Source organism: Enterobacter wuhouensis (assembly GCF_004331265.1).
Classification (GTDB): domain Bacteria; phylum Pseudomonadota; class Gammaproteobacteria; order Enterobacterales; family Enterobacteriaceae; genus Enterobacter; species Enterobacter wuhouensis.
Window position 1 is genome coordinate 617,232 of the sequence record NZ_SJOO01000002.1, and the last position, 19,722, is coordinate 636,953.

The window sequence follows — 19,722 nt, forward strand, 5'->3', positions numbered from 1 at the left end:
GAGATGGCAAAGCAGCGCGTAGGGATTGTCTTTGGGGGCAAATCAGCAGAGCACGAGGTTTCATTGCAATCGGCTAAAAATATCGTTGATGCAATTGATAAGAACCGTTTTGACGTCGTGCTGCTGGGCATTGATAAACAAGGCCAGTGGCACGTTAACGATGCCAGCCAGTATCTGTTAAACGCCGACGATCCGGCGCACATCGCCCTCAACCCTTCTGAAACCAGCGTCGCGACGGTGCCGGGCGTGCTTCAGGGTCAGTTTATCGATGCCGGTAGCGCGCGCACGCTTGCTCAGATCGACGTTATTTTCCCTATTGTTCACGGCACGCTGGGCGAGGACGGTTCTCTGCAGGGCATGCTGCGCATGGCTAACCTGCCGTTTGTGGGTTCCGACGTACTGGGATCGGCCGCCTGCATGGACAAAGACGTCACCAAACGCCTGCTGCGCGATGCCGGGCTGAATATTGCGCCGTTTGTCACCCTTACGCGCGCAAATCGCGATAAGCAGGGTTTCGCGCAAATCTCGGCCCAGCTGGGCCTGCCGCTGTTCGTGAAACCGGCTAACCAGGGCTCATCCGTCGGCGTCAGCAAAGTCACCACCGAAGCGCAATTTACCGACGCCGTGCGTCTGGCTTTTGAATTTGACCATAAGGTGGTGGTTGAGCAGGGTATCAAGGGCCGTGAAATTGAGTGCGCCGTATTAGGTAACGATTTTCCGCAGGCAAGCACCTGCGGTGAAGTTGTGTTAAACAGCGATTTCTACTCTTACGACACCAAATACATTGACGATAAGGGCGCGCAGGTTGTCGTACCGGCCGCGCTCGATCCTGACGTTAACGATAAGATCCGCGCGATCGCGGTTGAGGCCTATCAGGCGCTCGGGTGCAGCGGCATGGCGCGCGTGGATGTGTTCCTGACGCCGGAAAACGAGATAGTGATCAACGAAATCAACACGCTGCCCGGCTTTACCAATATTAGCATGTATCCAAAACTGTGGCAGGCGAGCGGGATTAGCTACCCTGAGCTTATCACTCGCCTGATCGAGCTGGCGCTTGAGCGCCATGCCGCAGACCGCGCGCTGAAAAGCTCGGTTAACGGTTAATCGGCTTTCTCCACACTCTCCGCTGTCGCCTCTTCGGGGCGGCGGCGGATAATAAATCCTGCCAGCCAGAAGCTTATCACCCAGGTCACCAGCCCAACGGCGTAGGTTTGCCAGCCTTTCGCTTCAAAACCCAACAGCCCGACAACGCCGTTAAGAATAAAAATCAGCCCAATAGCAAAGGCATAGTAATGCCAGTCACGGCGTAATTTAGACGTGAGCTTCATGACAACTCCGGAAGGGAAAAGAGACATCCTCTCACAGTTTTATCGCCAGGTCTGTGGCGCATGCGGAAATTCTGAAACGCGACGCAATTTCACTTAAGTAACAAAATTGTGATGTGCTGCAGAAATCGACAATCCAGGAGTAATCCCTGGAGAAAATTACCACGATTCTGATATTGACAAATGCTATGACCTGTCACACTTCACCTGTAAGACGCGTATGAGCAGAGTGACATTTCGGGAGGTCTTTATGGCTGATTTTACATTGTCGAAACCGATTTTTGGCGGCAAACAACCTAGAACCTCTACGGCGGGTAATATTGCCTATGCCCTGTTTGTCCTGTTCTGCTTCTGGGCCGGTTCCCAGCTTCTTAATATGCTGGTCCATGCGCCGGGCGTTTATGAACATCTAATGCAGGTGCAGGATAGCGGACGCCCCCGCGTAGAGATTGGCTTTGGCGTTAGCACCCTGTTTGGCCTGATCCCGTTCCTTACCGGCTGTACGATCCTGGGCGTTGTCGCGCTAGTACTGCGCTGGCGTCGCCGCCACTAAAGCCCCATACAGCGAGCCCGACGATCGTCCACGCGCTTAGCGAACCACGCCGTGGTCAGGTTACGCGTGATCTTCGGGCTTTCCAGCTGAATTCCCGGCAGGATTGCCCGCGGTAACGCTTTCCCGCTTTTTTGCTCAGCTAACGCAAACACCTTCTTGTACAAATCCGTTTTCTCGAACGCCAGGCTATCGCCCTTCTCCAGCTGCCGACGAATATCGCTGTCGCTCATATCAAGCTTTGCCCCAAGCTTACGCACCGCACGCTCGGTGCTCCCCGCCTCGCTGCTGCCGTAGGCAATTAGATCGCCATCCAGCGCCAGCTTCACGCCGCTTGCACGACTGACCGCACTCTGGAAGGCCGCGTTACGGCTTGCGTACCAGCCGGCGTTGAAGTCCGCAAAGCGGTAGAGCGGCTCATCATAGTTCGCCGGATAGTTCAGAAGGTGGTAGGTGCCAAACCACAGGCCGCCGCGCAGGGAGAAGACTTCCTGGCGCACGGTGCCGTCGATTTTCCACGGGTAGCCGTCGGTGTGTTTCTCCGCAAAGGCGATGCTAACCTGCATCGGCCCGCCGGTGTGAACAGGGTTAAGCGAGCCGAACAGCTTCTGCCCCATCGGCACCATGTCGATGAAATCATCAAAGATGGCGCTGAGCTGTTTCTCCGTTTTTACCGTATCCAGCCGTTCGCTGTAGGTTTTGCCGTTTGGCGAAGGGATCTTCAGCGCGGTGTGGACCAGGAATACCGGGATATGCATCGATTCCGCGCGGCGGTCGATCTCCTTCCAGGCAATCTTATTCAGCCCCGGCACGGCAGGGTCCGACTGGTACATCGACTCCTGCTGCGCGACCGCCAGCACCGAGCAGATATTCTCCTCGGTGGGGGCAATCTTCTGGCTTTCAAAGGTTTTAGCCAGCGCGTCTGCCCACGCGCTGCGGTCCTTCACGGTGGAGGGCATTTTTTGCCGCACAACGCTTGCCACATCGACCGGTTTCTCACCTTTCTTGAGCGGCGCAGCGCCTTTTTCAGCACATCCCGCCAGCACAAAAGCGGCCAGCAGGGACAACGGTAAGACGCGCGGTACGGCAAAGGACATAGCAACTCCCTGTATTAACTGAATGTATTGGTCACTTCCTGCAGGTCTTTATCGTCCAGCTCACGCTCGAAGCTGCGTAAACGTTTGTAGATAGACATCAGCTCCACCAGCGTCGTCCACGAGCTGATCAGATACTGGAACGAGCCGCGAACCTGACCAAAGACGTTAGTGATCTGCGTCATCAGACCCAGCGTAATGGTACCCGCAACGATAGACGGGAACAGCAGGAACAAACCGAAAACGTTGTCCACCTGCAGGTACAGAATACGCGCGATGTTAAAATACATGTAGTGGAAATAGAGGCGGAAATAGTTACGACGCACCGCGCCGAACAGCTCGCGAACGGTTGGCGGCGACGCGCGGTTAGCATCATCTTCCCCGTACACCAGCTCTTTACGATAGGCCGCTTCGACGCGCTGATTTTTAAACTCCAGGCCCGGCAGCTTAATCCCGACAACCGCCAGCAGCCCCGTCCCCATCAGCGACCAGACAATCGCGGCAATCACCAGGCCATACGGCAGATGGCCAATAATCGGCAGCTCCGGAACGTGCGCAGAAAGCGTGACCAGCACGGGCAGGAAGGCAATCAGCGTCATAATGGCGTTGATGAAGCTCGTGCCCATATCTTCAAGGGTAGAGGCAAAGCGCATGGTGTCTTCCTGCACACGCTGTGCGGCGCCTTCGATATGGCGCAGGTGCTGCCAGTGCGCCATATAATGTTCGTTCATGGCGGTGCGCCAGCGGAACACGTAGTGGCTGACGAAAAAGTTATTCATTACGCCAATCACAACAGCGATGAGGGCGATGCCGAGGAAGACGCCCACTTCCTGATAGAACTGATTAATGGTCACCTTGTGCGGCGCGCTCAGCGCGGTCTGGATCAGATCGTAGAACGGCGCATACCAGGCGTTCACCGCCACCCCGACTTCCACCAGGAACCAGGTGACAAAAATGATCAGCGACGTGCCCAGAATCGACCAGTACTGCCAGCGGTGCGGCGAATAGACAAACCAGAACAGCGCGAACAGCCCCACGCATACCGTGTAGTAGGCGTAAAACAGCAAATAGCTCAGCGACCAGAAACGTGCCGCGCTAATCGGCACGTCGCCCGTAGCGCCCGCGATACGCATTAGCCACGCGCCGCCGCCAGCCTGCCAGAAAATGACGGCTATCAGTGCCCAAATAAATGCCGACAGGAAAAATGGCCCCGGCTTTGGGAAAAAAGACTTAAACATTATGCTTCCTTCTTGTTGTTATGGCTGTTGCTGTGCTCAACACATCACCACACGAAAACCTGCCCCGGACCAGCCTCCCGGACCGGGCAAAAAAGTCAGACCTGAGGGTTTATTATTAGTTCGCTTTCCATTTTTCGAGAATTGTTTCGGTGCGTTACATCGGGCTTCGCGAAAAAGGCCTCTATCATAAGCCCGATGTCACAAAATGGGAGATGGGTCGCAGGTAAATTATTCATATTTACCCATGGTTACGTTTTTCTCGCTATCGTTATGCAATTCGGCCCATTGCGCGGCTCCGATTAGTAGTATAAATACCCCTTACTCACCTTATTGACTTGATGGATGCTTTTCGTTGAAACGTTGTCTGCTCTCTTTCGCCGCGCTGTGTGCGGTGAGCTTCTCCACTGCCCAGGCAGCACAGCCGCTGACGGCCCCGGTTTTGGCCTCTGATATCGCCGATCGCTACGCGAACCTCATCTATTACGGGAGTGGCGCAACGGGAATGGCGATGGTGGTTATCGACGGTAACCAGCGCGTTTTTCGCAGCTTCGGTGAAACGCGTCCGGGAAATAACATTCACCCACAGCTGGATTCGGTGATCCGTATCGCCTCCATTACCAAGCTGATGACCAGCGAACTGCTGGTGAAGCTGCTCGACCAGGGCGTGGTGAAGCTCGACGATCCGCTGAGTAAATATGCACCGCCTGGCGCTCGGGTGCCGACGTACCAGGGGACGCCGATCCGGCTCGTCAACCTCGCAACCCATACCAGCGCCCTTCCGCGCGAACAGCCTGGCGGCGCGGCCCATCGCCCCGTCTTTGTCTGGCCAACCCGGGAACAGCGCTGGAATTACCTGAGCACCGCCACGCTGAAATCCGCGCCGGGCTCGCAGGCCTCGTATTCTAATCTGGCGTTTGACCTGCTGGCCGACGCTCTGTCTACGGCCTCCGGCAAGCCGTATACCAGGCTGTTCGAAGAGCAGATCGCCCGCCCGCTGGGTATGAAGGACACCACGTTTACCCCTTCTCCGGATCAGTGCGCCCGCCTGATGGTGGCCGAGAAAGGGGCCAGCCCGTGTAACAACACCCTCGCCGCCGTCGGCAGCGGCGGCGTGTACTCCACGCCCGGCGACATGATGCGCTGGATGCAGCAGTTCCTCTCGTCAGATTTCTACGCGCGCAGCAGCCAGGCCGATCGTATGCAGACGCTGATTTACCAGCGCACCCAGCTGCACCGCGTCATCGGTATGGATGTACCCGGTAAAGCCGATGCGCTTGGCATGGGCTGGGTGTATATGGCACCAAAAGAGGGCCGTCCGGGTATTATTCAGAAAACGGGCGGGGGCGGCGGGTTCATCACCTACATGGCAATGATCCCGCAGTCCAACGTCGGGGCGTTTGTGGTCGTCACCCGCTCGCCGAACACGCGTTTCGTCAATATGAGTGACGGGATTAATAACCTGGTTGCTGAGCTGAGCGCCAACAAAGCGCAGGTGCTCACGGCATCGAATTAGGGTTAATAGTCAGTGGGCAAACGGTTGATGCTGACCAGTTTGCCCCGGCTCATATTGATGTAATTTCCCTGCCGTAGGGCAGCCAGAACCTCCGCGACCACCGAGCGCGAAATACGCGTGCTGCGCTGAATATGATTCATAACACCAATTTTTGACCGTAGCGTATCATCCCATTCGGCCATATTTAGCAGCATCGCCCTTATTTGGCTGTAGGAATTATTTCCAACCAGCTGAATATCGCGCTTCCCCAGAATATGGTTAATCCAGGACAGCCAGCAAAAAGCCTCCTGCCAGAGGGACTTTTGTTGAATAAGCTGCCGCGACATTGAGGCAGGTAAATAAAATCCGCTGCAGGAAGTGTGTGCCGTCATCTGATATTCCTGATGACTGTCATTCATCCATGCGCTCAGGCCGTAAATATAGGGTGCCTTCGCAATCCCCACGAGGAGCTCATCTGATTTACGATGAATAGCGATAATGCCGGTCTGTATCACAAAGGTATAAGGTTCATCGCTATTGCCGGGTGATATGACATTCTGTGGCAAGGTTTTAAATGGCGTACTGGCTGCTTCCAGACACTGTACGAGCCGGCTTAATTCAGAAAGTGGTTTCGCATCGACGTTCATGCAGACCTCAAGTCATCTGTATATGTCGGTTCTTTATTATTTTTTACGTAATATAAGAAAGCGGGGGAATTCCCCCGCTTTTATCTTTTACCAGGTATATTTCACACCCAGATTTGCACCCCAGTTCTGGTCAACGTCGCCGCCGCCGAGATAGGTTGCATCAGTGTAGGCACTGAAGTTTTTCGTAAAGCTGAACTGCGTGCCCAGACCCACGCGAACCGCAGAGCCTTCAACGCCGTTATCAATGCTGTCACCGTTAATGTCGGCGCTGTTATCAGCATCGTCATACACGTAGGCCAGCTTGAAGTAAGGGGTCAGCGCCTGATCGCCGCCGTAGTTGAAGGTATAACCCGCATCCACGCCCAGCTCGTAGCGCAGGCTGTCGTAAGACTGCCCATCGATACGCATGTCGTTACTCAGACGGTAGTCATCCCCGGACTGGAACAGACCGGATACCGCCGCATAAGGAGTGACGTAGCCAGACAGGTTTGGTTTCCAGTCGTATCCCAGCTTCATGCCAAAGCCCACTGCGTCGGTTGTGGTGTTGCCATCCACATACTGACCGTTGCTCATGTTTGCAGAGAGATCGCTGTTGAAGCGGGTATAGCTCAGGGAACTGTCGAGGAAGACATCGTTCGCAAACGCCGCAGAGGCGTAGATCATTGCGGTCTGGCTATCCTGATCGACCTGACCGGTGCGATCGCTGATATCACCCTTCGCGAAGCCTGCCGCACCGCCGACAACCCACTTAGCATTGTTGCCGTCAATACGGATATCGACACCGACCATGATGCCGCTCACGTCCTGATCGTAACTCACGTCGCCATTATCGGCGTCGAAGTTACCGCCGAAGTAGCTTACCCACGCCCCGCCGTTATCCGCCAGGCCATGACGGCTGTTGGTCAGACGCGTGCCAACGGTATCCTGCTGCAGGTTCCAGATGTTGGTATTGGCAGAAGGAATGCTCAGCACCATGTTGGCAGAGTCGGTCAGCTCTTTCTGCTGCAGAACAACGGTGTCACCCTTCTGCTGCGCCTGATAGGTATATGCCCCTAAATCAGCTTTGTTCGCGGCGGTAAAGCTGGCAGCGGTATCCACGTTGTTATCATAAACGCGGATAATCTCTTTGTTTTTGTAATCAGCAACGGAGCCGGCACCGGTCGCATCGTCGATACGCAACTTGTAGTTGCCCGCAACGTCACCGTTTACCGACAGATGACCGTCAGAGTTCAGAGCAACGACGCCGTAATCGTAATCAGCCTTGCTCTTGTCATTGGTGATATACCGCGCGTTGTTCAGATCGCTGTTCAGCACGTAATCGCGGCTGGCAACGTTCAGGACGCCGCCGTCGGTCAGGACCATGCTGTGGGTATCGACCTGGCCCAGACCCAGCGCCAGCTCGGCACCGTTGTCCACGGTAATGGTATTCGCATACAGCTCGGCTGTTTCTTCGGTCAGCGCCGCACGGCTATCGCTGTCGAGATACAGGCTGTCTGTTGCGACCGCGCCACTGTCGCCAATATTCAGCGATGACGCATTGGTCAGGGTAATGGAGTCCGCCAGCAGGCCCGAGTTTTCAACGTTCACCTGGGACTGATTATTCACCGTCAGGGTGTCGATGTTAGATACTTTGCGGGTATCCCACTCGGAGCCATTGTTCAGGGCAACATTGAACAGACCGCTCTGATAGACCTCTTCACCCGCCACGTGGCCGTTGGTGTCGAAAGTGGAGTCAGGCCAGATGCTGTTTGGCGACAAGGTTCTCCAGTCAACGTCGCTGTAGCCCTCACCGTACATCTGCGCGGTGCTGATGGCCTCAACGCTGGACTGCGCCGCGCCTACCCACTTGCTGCCGTTGGTCAGGGTGACGTCCAGCTTATCCGTATCATCCCAGCCGTTGGTGGTTGGGTTGTATACGCCGTCGTCGGTGGTATCCGTTGCCGGATCGCCATTGACGTAGAAGTTGTTATCGAAGGTACTGGAGAAGAGGATATCGCCGGTCACGGTAGAGTGATCGAACGTGGCGGTCGTCTGCATTGCGTTATCAGACGCGCCGGCAGCCACGATCAGCGCCGCGTCATCCGCCGCGGTGGCATTGGTTTCGCCGTAATCGCTCGGCTTCGCCGTTTGACCGTAGAAGCCGCTGGTGCCCAGATCGCTGTATGCGCCGGAGGTCAGCACGGAGTCTTTCACCACCAGCGTGTCGGTAAAGACGTTGGTATTGTTAGCAACGCCCTCAACACCGTCGTACGGAGTATTATCCAGCTCCTGATAACCCTGCGTCAGCGTAATACCCGCCACGTGGGAGTTATTCTGGATAACAATATCAGACTCCACATCCAGCGTAATCGCGTTACCCAGAGCATAGGTATCCTGATAATGGGTTTCGGTGGTGTCGCCATTCACAACGTCATAAGCATAATGCTCATAGGCGTCGTTAATGGTGCTGTTATCGACCGTCAGACTAAAACGATCGTACTGAGAATGCGTGGTGCCATCCGTATCCACGCCATCGGAGCAGGTCGACGTCATGCATTTTGACGTAATCATGCCGTTAACGGTGCTGTTGGAAATCGTCAGCGCATTTGCCCGGCCATTGACGCCGTCATCCAGATAGTACGTTGAAATAACGCCGTTTACCGTTGATTTATTGATCACCGGGTAAATATCACCATCGTGGGTGGCATCTGAGTAATCCCAGTCCGCGTAGCCATAATACCAGGGGGCCGTCGCGGTATTATCATATCCAAATGTATTATACGTGGTGCCGGAAATATCCTTCGCATTGGCCTGAGAAGCGATAGCCAGGGTGCAGGCTAATGCAAGTTGAGATACAACCAGTTTCTTTTTCCATGTTTGCATTGGGTCATCCCTCCTCAGGGACGTAAGCAAGTTTGTCCATCAAATAATGTTGCAACGTTTAATTGCGGAAGGAATTATGCATTTTCAATTCGAAAAGGTTCAATGAATGATTCCATTAAGTCCGTATCCAGACAAATAATACCGAAAAAACCAAGAAACATTAGCTACCCAATACAAATATTATAAAAACAGAAACTTAAAATTCTCTACCATCATCACGATAAATATAATAAAAATAAATAGATCATTTTAATCTATATATTCCATGCAATCTAAAAACCCCACCAATATTACTGCCGGGTATAAATTTAAATCTCGCCACAGTATATAAGGGTTTAAAAAGAGATAACCTGGGATATTGCACAAACTCAAAATGCCCACTTTAGTAAAACACCCTGCCGTGCTTTCAGGTACACTAGCCCTCTTTGTTCCACAAACGTCAGGCATACCATGACCGATTTAATTGCACGTCCCCGTCGCCTGCGCAAGTCACCTGCACTGCGCGCTATGTTTGAAGAGACAACACTGACCTTAAACGATCTGGTGTTGCCGATTTTTGTTGAAGAAGAGATCGATGACTACAAAGCCATTGATGCCATGCCGGGCGTGATGCGCATCCCGGAAAAGCATCTGGCGCGTGAGATCGAACGCATTGCCAACGCGGGCATCCGCTCGGTGATGACCTTCGGGATCTCCCACCACACCGATGCCACCGGCAGCGATGCGTGGAAAGAAGACGGCCTGGTTGCCCGCATGTCGCGCATCTGTAAAGAGACCGTGCCGGAGATGATCGTCATGTCCGACACCTGTTTCTGCGAATACACCTCTCACGGCCACTGCGGCGTGCTGTGCGATCGCGGCGTGGATAACGACGCCACCCTGTTAAACCTCGGCAAGCAGGCCGTTGTAGCCGCTGCTGCAGGTGCGGATTTCATCGCGCCGTCTGCCGCAATGGACGGTCAGGTTCAGGCGATTCGTCAGGCGCTGGACGCGGCGGGCTTTACCGATACCGCCATCATGTCCTACTCCACCAAATTCGCCTCCTCCTTCTACGGCCCGTTCCGTGAAGCCGCAGGCACGGCGCTGAAAGGCGACCGTAAAACCTACCAGATGAACCCGCTGAACCGTCGCGAAGCCATTCGTGAGTCTCTTCTGGATGAAGCCCAGGGCGCAGACTGCCTGATGGTGAAACCGGCTGGCGCGTATCTCGACATCCTGCGCGACATCCGCGAGCGTACCGAGCTGCCGCTGGGCGCGTATCAGGTGAGCGGTGAGTACGCGATGATCAAATTCGCCGCGCAGGCGGGTGCGATTGACGAAGAGAAAGTGATCCTTGAAAGCCTGGGGGCGATCAAACGCGCGGGCGCGGATCTGATCTTCAGCTACTTCGCGCTGGATCTGGCCGAGAAAAAAATTCTCCGCTAATCTTCACCAAACTGCAATACAACCGACATCTGCTCCTTCTACTGTCTTCGCAAGACGGCAGGAGGAGTAACCATGTTTAGTCTCGACAGCGTTCTCGACGATCTTTGGCCCCAGGCAAGGCCCGCCCCCTGGCAAAAAAATCTGTTAAAAAGACTGTTCTACGAAGAAGAATTCCAGCAGTTTGCCGCAACCCACCGCCACCTGAAGGGGCTGGATATGGTGGAGAACGTTCTGGAACACCTCGATATTCTCTGCACCGTTTCAACCCGCGATCTCGAACACATCCCCGAACATGGCCCGCTGGTCATTATTGCCAACCATCCCACCGGAACCCTTGACGGGCTGGCGCTGATGTACGCCGTATCGCGCGTGCGCCGCGATATCAAAGTCGTCACTAACCGCATGTTGACCCACCTCGAACCGCTCAGCTCGCTGTTTATTCCGGTGGACAACATGGGCGGCAGGACCGCCAAAGCGTCGCTGGTGCAGATGGAGCAGCATCTGCAAAACGCGGGCGTACTGATCTTCTTCCCGGCGGGAGAAGTGTCGCGCCCGACGCGCCAAGGGATACGCGATAAAAAATGGCATTCGGGCTTTATCAAACTCGCCGGCAAGCTGCGCGTGCCGCTGCTGCCGGTGCATATTCAGGCGCGCAACAGCCTGCTCTTTTACGCCAGCACGCTGGTGTCGCCTACTCTGCCCCTGCTGCTGCTCATGCAGCAGATGTTCCGCCGCCGCCATAGCCAGCTGCCGATTAAAATCGGCCAGCAAATTGCCTGGAACAGCTGGTTTAGCGCCACGCTTTCATCGCGCGAGATGGCCGAGCAGTGCCGTCAGCACGTGATACGTCTTGGCAAGGGATTGCCCGGCGTCTTCAAAACCCAGTGCGCCATCGCCCGCCCGGAAGATCGCGCCACGCTGAAGCGCGAGCTGGCGCAGGCGGAATGTCTGGGCAAAACCGGCGACGGCAAAACCATCTACCTGTGGCAACGCAACGGGCAGGAAGAGGCTCCCGTGCTGCGAGAGCTGGGGCGCCTGCGTGAGATTGCGTTTCGCGCCGTGGAGGAAGGCAGCGGCAAGCGCCGGGACACCGACAGCTATGATGATGACTATCTGCACCTGATCCTCTGGGATGACGACGATCTGGAGATCGTCGGCGCGTATCGCTTTATGCCGACCGCCCGGCAGGTGGAAAAGCGTGGCGTCGAGGGGCTGTACAGCTACAGCCTGTTCCATTACGACGACAAAATGCAGGACGTGCTTGAGCACGGCATTGAGCTGGGGCGCAGCTTTATTCAGCCGCGCTACTGGGGGCGCCGCGGTCTGGACTATTTATGGTCCGGCATTGGCGCCTATCTCGCCCGCTATCCGCACTACCGCTACCTGTTTGGCCCGGTGTCTATCTCCGGCGGCTTACCGCCTGCCGCGCGGGATCTGCTGGTGGCGTTTTATCGTCTGTGGTTCCCGGCAAGCCATCCGTTAGCCGCGTCACGTCAGCCGTATCCCGCATCGCTGCCGGACGTGCTGGCGCAGTTTGGCGGCGTGGAATACGTCGACGATCTGACGAAGCTGAAGTCCCTGCTCGGCAATCTGGGCTGCGGCATTCCGCCTCTCTACAAGCAGTATTCCGAACTGTGCGAGCCCGGCGGGGTGCAGTTTATCGATTTCGGCAGCGACCCGGCGTTTAACAACTGCGTCGACGGGCTGGTGCTGGTGGATTTGTGTTACCTGAAGGCGAACCGCTACCAGCGGTATATTGAGGCGCATTTAAGACCCTCACCCCAGCCCTCTCCCTAACAGGGAGAGGGTGAAAACCGCACCGGGCAGTCCCCTCGCCCCTTTGGGGAGAGGGTTAGGGTGAGGGGATCAAGGCGCACGATAGAACGGCTTATCCCCCAGAATCGTCGCGCGCTGCATAATCCTGCGCTGCGGCAGATAGTCCGCATTGGCATAGTGCTGCGTCACGCGGTTATCCCAAATCGCCAGGTCGTTCTCCTGCCAGCGCCAGCGCACCTGAAACTCCGGCTTGGTGATATGCGCGAACAGGAAGCCCAGCAGCGCCTCGCTCTCTTTCTCGGACACGTCCACAATGCGCGTGGTGAACCCTTCGTTTACAAACAGCGCCTGCCTGCCCGTGACCGGATGGGTGCGCACCACCGGGTGCAGCAGCGGAGGATGCTTCGCCACCGCCTCCTGCCAGCGCCGGTGCTCCTCTTCGCTTTTGCGGTACTTGTACTCCTGGAAGGATTTCTTGAAATCGTGCTCCGCCCGCAGGCCGCTCAGCAGCGTCTGGAACGGCGCGGAGAGCGCCTCAAAGGCCGCAATGCCGCTGGCCCACAGCGTGTCCCCGCCGCTCTCCGGCAGCAGCTTCGCCGCCAGAATTGCCCCGGCGGGCGGCGTTTCGATAAAGGTCACGTCGGTATGCCAGTTGTCGTTGTCCGGCGGGTTATCGTTGTGGGTGTCCAGAACGATGATCTCCTCCACCCCTTCCGCATGCGGATAGACGGGGTGGATATGCAAATCGCCAAAGCGCAGGGCCAGCGCGCGCTGCTGCTGCGGGGTGATCGCCTGCTCCCGCAGGAACACCACCTGGTGGCGCAGCACTGCGTGGTACAGCTGCTCGAACTGGTTATCGCTCAGCGGACGGGTCACATCCAGGCCCGACACCTGCGCGCCAATGTACGGCCCCAGCGGGGTAATGGTCAGACGTTCACTCATTGTATTTCTCCATGCCAGGGCGTCAGGCGGCGCTGTAGCGCGCGCAGCCCCAGTTCTAATCCAAAGGCGATCGCGGCGATCACCGCGATCCCTGCCAGCACCACGTCAGTCGCCAGGAACTCCCCCGCCGACTGCACCATAAACCCAAGGCCGCGCGTGGCCGCAATCAGCTCCGCCGCTACCAGCGTGGACCAGCCCACGCCAAGGCCGATGCGCAGCCCGGTTAAAATCTCCGGCAGTGCGCCCGGTAAAATCACGAACAGCAGCACCTGCGTGCGGCTGGCGCCCAGCGACTGCGCCGCACGAATGCGAACCTGCTGGGCGCTCTTCACGCCCGCCAGCGCCGACATGGCCACCGGGGCGAAAATCGCCAGGTAAATCAGCAGGATTTTTGACGTTTCACCGATGCCGAACCAGATCACCATCAGCGGCAGATAGGCCAGCGGCGGCACCGGGCGGTACAGCTCAATCAGCGGGTCGAGTATGCCGCGCACCGTCGGGCTTAAGCCCATCGCGATGCCGACTGGAACACCGATAATCACCGCCGCCAGCAGCGCCACCAGAATACGCGCCAGGCTTGCACCTAAGTGCTGCCAGAGCGTGGCATCCATAAAGCCCTGCGGCCCGGCAATGGTAATGAGTTTGGCCAGCACCTGTCCCGGCGGCGGCAGAAACAGCGGGCTGACCCACTGCTGGGCAGCAACCGCCCACCACACAGCCAGCAGCACCAGCAGCGTACCAACGCTCAACGTGATTTGGCGCGAGAAAGGCCAGCGCAGCGCCAGACGCGTGCGGCGCGTTTTTTCACTGAAGACGATGCTCATGAGAAGGCCTCCCGTTGTTCAAACACGCGGCTTAAGACGTATTCACGCTGTTCGATAAACAGCGGATCGGATTTGATGCTGCGCACCGGCTCCCCCGCCACGTAGCGACGGGCAAATTCGAGCGGCAGCCGTTCAAGCACGCGGCCCGGCCCCGGCGACAGCAGCACCAGCTCGGTTGCCATAAACACTGCCTCTTCGATGTCGTGCGTAATCAGCAGCACCTGCTTGCCCGTTTCATGCCACAGGCGCAGCAGCAGGGTTTGCATCTGCTCGCGGGTGAAGGCATCCAGCGCCCCGAACGGCTCGTCCAGCAGCAACAGCTGCGGATTGGCTGCCAGCGCGCGGGCGATACCTACTCGCTGGCGCTGTCCGCCGGAAAGCTGCCAGATAAAGCGCTTTTCCGCCCCTTCCAGCCCTACCTTTTTCAGCATCTCCCGCGCCGTCGCCAGCCGCTGCTCACGGCCAACGCCGGCGAGCTGCAGGCCAAAGGCCACGTTTTCCTGCACGTTTCGCCACGGCAGCAGCCCTTCGTTCTGAAAGACCACGCCGCGCTCGGCGCCGGGGCCTTCCACCTTTTTGCCTTCCAGTTGAATAGCGCCATGCTGATAAGGGACAAACCCGGCGATCAGATTCAGCAGAGTGGTTTTTCCGCAGCCGGACGGGCCGAGCACGACCAGCAGCTCGCCGCTGTCCAGCGTCAGGTTAATGTCCTCCAGCGCGGGCTTACCACCGTAATCGGCGTACAGGTTCGTAATATTCAGCATGGCGGACTCCTTATTTCACAAAGCGATCGGTGACGTACTGGCTGTAATCCGCCGACACCGCAGGCACTTTGCCCTGCTCTTTCAGGAAGGTGGCGGTATCCACAATCGCTTTATTCACCGGCCCGGTCAGCTGCTGCACCTGCTGCGCGGGCGTCAGGTAGGTATTACCCTTCACCAGCCCCGGCACGTCCGCTTCAGGCACGCCGCTCAGGCGAGACAGTTTTTCCAGGTTGGCGGGCTGCTTCAGCCATTCGTCCGGATTGCTGATGTACGGCTGCTGGGCGTCAATCGCGCTTTTCGCGAAGGCCTTCACCACCTCAGGGTGTTTCTCGGCAAAGTCTTTGCGCACGACCCACACGTCGAGGGTCGGTGCGCCCCACTGGCCCACTTTTTCGGAGTCGGTCAGCACGGTACCGTCCTTTTCCAGCTCGTTCACGGCCGGTGCCCAGACGTAGGCGCCGTCGATGTCGCCGCGCTGCCAGGCGGCAATAATCGCCGGCGGCTGCAGGTTAAGGATTTGCACCTGGCCCGGCTTGATGCCCCAGTGCTTAAGGGCCGCCAGCAGGCTGTAATGGGTCGTTGAAATGAACGGCACGGCGATGCGCTTGCCGATCAGATCTTCCGGTTTGGTGATGGTTTTCTTCACCACCAGCGCTTCGGAGTTGCCGAGCTGGGACGCCAGCAGGAAAACTTCAATCGGCACCTGCTGGCTGGCCGCCACCGCCAGCGGGCTTGAGCCGAGGTTGCCAATCTGCACGTCGCCGGAGGCCAGCGCCCGCACGATGGCCGCGCCGCTGTCGAACTTGCGCCAGTCGACGTTCGCCCCGCTCTCTTTGGCGAAGGTGTTGTCCGCCTGCGCGACTTTCGCCGGTTCCGCAGAGGTTTGATACGCGACGGTGACGTCCACCGCCTGCGCCTGAAATGCCCACAGCGCCAGCGCGCCGAGTAATGTGATCCGCGATGAAATTGCCATAGTGCCTGCTCCCCTTGTTGTTATGAGGGCAGTATTTCCGGCGCGGGAATTTTGATAAAGGAATAAAAATGAATCGCTCATAACGATTCGTTTTTAGATAAAAAGCGGCAAAGGATAGTTAAAAAGTGGGTTGGACCTTTATTGCAATTTTGTTACATCGGTTACATAACCGCAGCCGCAGGATTGCCAGCCCGCCGGCAACGGGCATCATAGGTCAACGAATGAGCAAAAGGTGTCGAGATGATTAAAGTGGTGCTGGTGGACGACCACGTGGTGGTACGTTCCGGTTTCGCCCAGCTGTTAAGTCTGGAAGACGATCTTGTGGTTGAGGGCCAGTTTAGCAGCGCCGCCGAGGCGTGGCCCGTACTGTCGCGCACCGCTATCGACGTGGCGGTGATGGACGTCGCGATGCCGGACGAAAACGGTCTTAGCCTGCTCAAGCGCCTGCGCCTGCAGCGGCCAACGTTTCGCGCCATCATCCTGAGCATCTACGACACCCCGGCCTTTGTGCAAAGCGCCCTCGATGCGGGCGCCAGCGGCTATCTGACCAAGCGCTGCGGCCCGGAGGAGCTGGTGCAGGCCGTGCGGTCCGTCGGCATGGGCGGACATTACCTGTGTGCCGATGCGGTAAAAGCCCTGCGCGGCGGCGAGCCGATGCCCAACGTGCTTGAGGCGCTCACCCCGCGCGAGCGCGAAGTGTTTGAGCTGCTGGTGAAAGGAGAAAGCGTGAAGGAAATCGCCTATACGCTTTCGCTGAGCCACAAGACGGTACACGTCCACCGTGCCAACGTGCTGGGCAAGCTCCAGTGCAACAGCACCATCGATCTGGTGCATTTCGCGCTGGATAACCAGCTGCTGACGGGCCACTGATGCGGTGCGCAGTCCGGCATCTAATCCTTTCTCTGTTCATTATGCTAGCCTGGGGCACCGGCTGGCTGATGCTGTGGACGCTGAGCTTCTACCTTACCCACAACGGCCAGCAGGCGGTGCTGTTTCTGCCTCAGGGGGTGTGGCTGGCGCTGATGATTTTACTTTCCCGCCGCTTCTGGCCCGCGTTAGTGCTTTCCCCCCTTGCCGCCATTCTGTGGCTGCACGGTGAGCAACTCCTCACACGCTATCTGATGCTGGCCGTGCCGCTTATCGGCATCGTCAGCGCCTGGCTGGCGCAGCGCTACTGGCACCGCTTCCCGCTCTACTGGCAGCGGCTGTCGATCCTGATCGCGGCGGTGACGGTAAATGCCCTGCTGCAAACCCTGATTCTGTCGCCCTTTCTCGACAGCCCGGCCACGCTGCTATTGCTTGGCTCCTTTACCGGCGGCGTGCTCCTGACGCCGTTCGTCTATCTGGTATTCGAATTTTTACGCCAGCAGCATCGCTACCACCTGCTGGGGCTGGATACCAGCAATCCTCCGCTGCGCACCTCGCTGATCGTCTGGTGCAGCCTGTTTTTTATTATCGGCATAGGCACGCAGATGGTGCTCTCCCCGGCGCTGGAGCGGCTGCTGCTGATTATCGTGTTCCTGCCCAACGTGGTGATGGCGTGGAAATTCGGCTGGCAGGGAGGTGTCCTTTCCGGGCTGCTCGGCAGCATGATGATCACCATTGCCCGCCAGGTAGGCGTCGGGTTTAGCGACCTTCTGGAACTGGAAATTTTTCTCTCTACCCAGTCGCTGCTGGGGATTGGCCTGGGGATCGCCATCAGCCGCCAGCAGCATCTGGCGATGAACCTTGAGCGCTATCGCCATCGGCTTGAGAACGAGCTTCAGGCCAGACGGGCGCTGGCGGAAAAACTGATCCATTCCGAAGAGGACACCCGCAAGCAGCTGGCCCGCGAGCTTCACGACGAAATCGGCCAGAACATCACCGCCATCCAGATCCAGTCCCAGCTGGTGAAGCGGGCGGGCGATACGCCGCTCGCCATTGAGGCCGCCGGGCAGATCAACGATCTCGCAAGGCGTATTCACCGCTCCACGCGTCAGCTGCTGCGCCAGCTTCGCCCGCCGGTGCTCGACGAGCTGTCGCTCCAGGAGGCCCTGCACCACCTGGTCAACGAGTTTGCCTTTGCTGAACGCGGGATCCGCTGCCGCTTTGACTACCGGCTACCCACGCCGCCGGAGAGCGAAACGCTGGTCTTTACCCTGTATCGCCTGCTTCAGGAGCTGCTTAACAACGTTTGCAAACACGCCAACGCCAGCGAAGTCACGATCCTGCTCTGCCAGCGGCACGCGCGGCTCCACCTTGAGGTGCGCGATAACGGCAGCGGCATCAGCCCTCAGCAGCAGCCCGGCTTCGGCATTCAGGGCATGCGCGAGCGCGTCTCCGCCCTCGGCGGCGAACTGACGCTGGAATCCCACGCCGGGACGCGCGTAATTGTTAACCTGCCCACAAATTTGCAACAAACGCACCTCTAGCCAGGAAAAAGTCTTAGCCACACCAGACTTTGTCTCATCCCATTTACGCCGCGCTTGCCTACAGTCATCTCAAACGGAGAACGCCATGCACGCACTGTCTGCTGAAGAGGTTTCACAACGTTACCGGGCGCTGCGCCCCAGGCTGCTCCTTTGTATGGCGATTGGCTACGCCGCGTTTTACCTGACGCGAAAAAGCCTTAACTACGTCTTACCCGCGCTACAGCTGGATTTGGGGCTGAGCAAGGGCGATATCGGGCTTATCGGGTCGCTGTTTTATCTCAGCTACGGAATGTCCAAATTCGCCGCCGGGCTCTGGCACGACAGCCATGGACAGCGCGCGTTTATGGGCATCGGGCTGCTGGCGACGGGCGTGCTGAACGTGCTGTTCAGCTTTAGCGATTCGTTCCCGCTGCTGCTGTTTATCTGGACGCTGAACGGCTTCTTTCAGGGCTGGGGCTGGCCGCCCTGCGCCAGACTGCTGACCCACTGGTATTCGCGCAACGAGCGCGGCTTCTGGTGGGGCTGTTGGAATACCTCCATCAACATGGGTGGCGCGATTATTCCATTGATTTGCGCCGTTGCCGCCCAACGCTGGGGCTGGCAGGCGGCGATGCTGACACCGGGGATCATCAGCATCGTGCTCGGCCTGTGGCTGACCACACAACTGCGGGGTACACCGCAGGAAGAGGGTCTGCCCACGGTCGGGGAGTGGCGGAGCGATCCGCTGGAGCTGCGCCAGCAGCAGCAAAGCCCGCCGATGGGGCTGTGGCAGATGTTGCGTACCACCATGTTGCAAAACCCGATGATCTGGCTGCTCGGGGCGTCGTATGTGCTGGTGTATCTCATCCGAATCGCCCTGAACGACTGGGGCAATATCTGGCTGGCGGAGAGCCACGGCGTAAATCTTCTCAGCGCCAACGCCACGGTCATGCTGTTTGAAGTGGGCGGATTGCTGGGCGCGCTGTTTGCCGGTTGGGGATCGGATCTGCTGTTCAGCGGCCAGCGCGCGCCGATGATTTTGCTGTTCACGCTGGGGCTGATGGTGTCGGTCGCCGCCCTGTGGCTGGCGCCGGTTCACCACTACGCCCTGCTGGCGATGTGCTTTTTTACGGTGGGATTTTTCGTTTTTGGTCCGCAGATGCTCATTGGCCTTGCCGCCGTTGAGTGCGGGCACAAGCAGGCGGCAGGCTCGATTACCGGCTTTCTCGGCGTATTTGCCTATCTGGGCGCCTCGCTGGCCGGGTGGCCGCTGTCGCAGGTGATTGAACGCTACGGCTGGTCCGGGATGTTCAGCCTACTGTCGATAGCCGCCGTCCTGATGGGTTTATTACTGATGCCATTGCTGATGGCGGGCATCACCGCTTCTCGCAGTCACATAACGTCATAAAAAGGGCTGAAT

At 57.7% G+C, this 19,722-nt stretch carries 17 protein-coding genes; 8 read left to right on the top strand and 9 right to left on the bottom strand.

The window, feature by feature from the left end:
* The first annotated feature begins 3 nt into the window (after positions 1–3).
* Complete coding sequence (gene ddlA / locus E0L20_RS07000) at positions 4–1,104, top strand: D-alanine--D-alanine ligase (protein WP_131633314.1); 1,101 nt, start codon at positions 4–6, stop codon at positions 1,102–1,104.
* Here the strand turns inward: ddlA and E0L20_RS07005 are convergent.
* Positions 1,101–1,328, bottom strand: coding sequence for a DUF2754 domain-containing protein (locus E0L20_RS07005; RefSeq protein ID WP_131633315.1), 228 nt, complete (start codon positions 1,326–1,328; stop codon positions 1,101–1,103). The genes ddlA and E0L20_RS07005 overlap by 4 nt on opposite strands.
* Positions 1,329–1,575: 247 nt before the next feature.
* Here E0L20_RS07005 and E0L20_RS07010 point away from each other — a divergent pair, with 247 nt between their 5' ends.
* A complete protein-coding gene (locus tag E0L20_RS07010; RefSeq protein WP_131633316.1) occupies positions 1,576–1,878 on the top strand; it encodes a YaiY family protein in 303 nt (100 codons plus the stop codon).
* Here the strand turns inward: E0L20_RS07010 and E0L20_RS07015 are convergent.
* Both E0L20_RS07015 and sbmA read right to left on the bottom strand, forming a co-directional pair.
* The gene (locus tag E0L20_RS07015) at positions 1,875–2,972 is read right to left on the bottom strand and encodes a DUF1615 domain-containing protein (RefSeq protein WP_131633317.1); all 1,098 of its coding nucleotides are present in this window, start codon (positions 2,970–2,972) and stop codon (positions 1,875–1,877) included. The two genes, E0L20_RS07010 and E0L20_RS07015, sit on opposite strands and share 4 nt — an antisense overlap.
* A gap of 14 nt (positions 2,973–2,986) precedes the next feature.
* Positions 2,987–4,207 (bottom strand): peptide antibiotic transporter SbmA, encoded by a 1,221-nt coding sequence (sbmA, locus tag E0L20_RS07020; protein ID WP_131633318.1) that lies wholly within the window; start codon positions 4,205–4,207, stop codon positions 2,987–2,989.
* Between the two features lie 352 nt (positions 4,208–4,559).
* Between sbmA and ampH the strand changes: the two genes are divergently transcribed.
* Complete coding sequence (gene ampH, locus E0L20_RS07025; RefSeq protein ID WP_131633319.1) at positions 4,560–5,720, top strand: D-alanyl-D-alanine-carboxypeptidase/endopeptidase AmpH; 1,161 nt, start codon at positions 4,560–4,562, stop codon at positions 5,718–5,720.
* A 2-nt stretch (positions 5,721–5,722) separates the two neighbouring features.
* Here the strand turns inward: ampH and E0L20_RS07030 are convergent, their stop codons facing one another.
* Both E0L20_RS07030 and E0L20_RS07035 read right to left on the bottom strand, forming a co-directional pair.
* The gene (locus tag E0L20_RS07030; protein ID WP_131633320.1) at positions 5,723–6,346 is read right to left on the bottom strand and encodes a helix-turn-helix domain-containing protein; all 624 of its coding nucleotides are present in this window, start codon (positions 6,344–6,346) and stop codon (positions 5,723–5,725) included.
* Positions 6,347–6,433: 87 nt separating this feature from the next.
* Positions 6,434–9,208 (bottom strand): autotransporter outer membrane beta-barrel domain-containing protein, encoded by a 2,775-nt coding sequence (locus E0L20_RS07035; RefSeq protein ID WP_131633321.1) that lies wholly within the window; start codon positions 9,206–9,208, stop codon positions 6,434–6,436.
* Between the two features lie 450 nt (positions 9,209–9,658).
* Between E0L20_RS07035 and hemB the strand changes: the two genes are divergently transcribed.
* Positions 9,659–10,633: a porphobilinogen synthase gene (hemB, locus tag E0L20_RS07040; RefSeq protein ID WP_131633322.1), complete on the top strand. Its 975-nt coding sequence runs from the start codon at positions 9,659–9,661 to the stop codon at positions 10,631–10,633.
* 72 nt (positions 10,634–10,705) lie between these two features.
* The gene (gene olsF, locus E0L20_RS07045; protein WP_131633323.1) at positions 10,706–12,430 is read left to right on the top strand and encodes a bifunctional ornithine lipid synthase OlsF; all 1,725 of its coding nucleotides are present in this window, start codon (positions 10,706–10,708) and stop codon (positions 12,428–12,430) included.
* 69 nt (positions 12,431–12,499) lie between these two features.
* Here olsF and tauD read toward each other — a convergent pair whose 3' ends face one another.
* The 4 genes from tauD to tauA are packed head-to-tail and all read right to left on the bottom strand — an operon-like array spanning position 12,500 to position 15,912.
* Complete coding sequence (gene tauD, locus E0L20_RS07050; protein ID WP_131633324.1) at positions 12,500–13,351, bottom strand: taurine dioxygenase; 852 nt, start codon at positions 13,349–13,351, stop codon at positions 12,500–12,502.
* Positions 13,348–14,175: a taurine ABC transporter permease TauC gene (gene tauC / locus E0L20_RS07055; RefSeq protein WP_131633325.1), complete on the bottom strand. Its 828-nt coding sequence runs from the start codon at positions 14,173–14,175 to the stop codon at positions 13,348–13,350. Before tauC ends, tauD begins: the two co-directional genes overlap by 4 nt.
* Positions 14,172–14,939, bottom strand: a complete 768-nt coding sequence (gene tauB / locus E0L20_RS07060; RefSeq protein WP_131633326.1) for a taurine ABC transporter ATP-binding subunit — start codon at positions 14,937–14,939, stop codon at positions 14,172–14,174. Before tauB ends, tauC begins: the two co-directional genes overlap by 4 nt.
* A gap of 10 nt (positions 14,940–14,949) precedes the next feature.
* Positions 14,950–15,912: a taurine ABC transporter substrate-binding protein gene (gene tauA / locus E0L20_RS07065; protein WP_131633327.1), complete on the bottom strand. Its 963-nt coding sequence runs from the start codon at positions 15,910–15,912 to the stop codon at positions 14,950–14,952.
* Positions 15,913–16,152: 240 nt separating this feature from the next.
* On the opposite strand from tauA, the gene E0L20_RS07070 reads away from it, so the two are divergent.
* The 3 genes from E0L20_RS07070 to uhpC all read left to right on the top strand — a co-directional run bounded on the left by E0L20_RS07070 (position 16,153) and on the right by uhpC (position 19,710).
* Positions 16,153–16,782, top strand: a complete 630-nt coding sequence (locus E0L20_RS07070) for a response regulator transcription factor (protein ID WP_131633328.1) — start codon at positions 16,153–16,155, stop codon at positions 16,780–16,782.
* Positions 16,782–18,323 carry an MASE1 domain-containing sensor histidine kinase gene (locus E0L20_RS07075; protein WP_131633329.1) on the top strand — a complete coding sequence of 514 codons (1,542 nt, stop codon included), beginning with the start codon at positions 16,782–16,784 and terminating at the stop codon, positions 18,321–18,323. Before E0L20_RS07070 ends, E0L20_RS07075 begins: the two co-directional genes overlap by 1 nt.
* 85 nt (positions 18,324–18,408) lie before the next feature.
* On the top strand, positions 18,409–19,710 hold the full coding sequence (gene uhpC, locus E0L20_RS07080; protein WP_131633330.1) for an MFS transporter family glucose-6-phosphate receptor UhpC: 1,302 nt from the start codon (positions 18,409–18,411) through the stop codon (positions 19,708–19,710).
* The last annotated feature ends 12 nt before the right edge of the window (positions 19,711–19,722 follow it).

What these genes read in the sequence shown, in the direction of transcription:
- E0L20_RS07035 (WP_131633321.1), bottom strand. Translation starts at nt 9,208, where the DNA reads ATGCAAACATGGAAAAAGAAACTGGTTGTATCTCAACTTGCATTAGCC.
- tauA (WP_131633327.1), bottom strand. Translation starts at nt 15,912, where the DNA reads ATGGCAATTTCATCGCGGATCACATTACTCGGCGCGCTGGCGCTGTGG.
- E0L20_RS07030 (WP_131633320.1), bottom strand. Translation starts at nt 6,346, where the DNA reads ATGAACGTCGATGCGAAACCACTTTCTGAATTAAGCCGGCTCGTACAG.
- tauC (WP_131633325.1), bottom strand. Translation starts at nt 14,175, where the DNA reads ATGAGCATCGTCTTCAGTGAAAAAACGCGCCGCACGCGTCTGGCGCTG.
- hemB (WP_131633322.1), top strand. Translation starts at nt 9,659, where the DNA reads ATGACCGATTTAATTGCACGTCCCCGTCGCCTGCGCAAGTCACCTGCA.
- sbmA (WP_131633318.1), bottom strand. Translation starts at nt 4,207, where the DNA reads ATGTTTAAGTCTTTTTTCCCAAAGCCGGGGCCATTTTTCCTGTCGGCA.
- tauB (WP_131633326.1), bottom strand. Translation starts at nt 14,939, where the DNA reads ATGCTGAATATTACGAACCTGTACGCCGATTACGGTGGTAAGCCCGCG.
- E0L20_RS07070 (WP_131633328.1), top strand. Translation starts at nt 16,153, where the DNA reads ATGATTAAAGTGGTGCTGGTGGACGACCACGTGGTGGTACGTTCCGGT.
- ddlA (WP_131633314.1), top strand. Translation starts at nt 4, where the DNA reads ATGGCAAAGCAGCGCGTAGGGATTGTCTTTGGGGGCAAATCAGCAGAG.
- olsF (WP_131633323.1), top strand. Translation starts at nt 10,706, where the DNA reads ATGTTTAGTCTCGACAGCGTTCTCGACGATCTTTGGCCCCAGGCAAGG.
- E0L20_RS07010 (WP_131633316.1), top strand. Translation starts at nt 1,576, where the DNA reads ATGGCTGATTTTACATTGTCGAAACCGATTTTTGGCGGCAAACAACCT.
- E0L20_RS07075 (WP_131633329.1), top strand. Translation starts at nt 16,782, where the DNA reads ATGCGGTGCGCAGTCCGGCATCTAATCCTTTCTCTGTTCATTATGCTA.
- E0L20_RS07005 (WP_131633315.1), bottom strand. Translation starts at nt 1,328, where the DNA reads ATGAAGCTCACGTCTAAATTACGCCGTGACTGGCATTACTATGCCTTT.
- E0L20_RS07015 (WP_131633317.1), bottom strand. Translation starts at nt 2,972, where the DNA reads ATGTCCTTTGCCGTACCGCGCGTCTTACCGTTGTCCCTGCTGGCCGCT.
- uhpC (WP_131633330.1), top strand. Translation starts at nt 18,409, where the DNA reads ATGCACGCACTGTCTGCTGAAGAGGTTTCACAACGTTACCGGGCGCTG.
- tauD (WP_131633324.1), bottom strand. Translation starts at nt 13,351, where the DNA reads ATGAGTGAACGTCTGACCATTACCCCGCTGGGGCCGTACATTGGCGCG.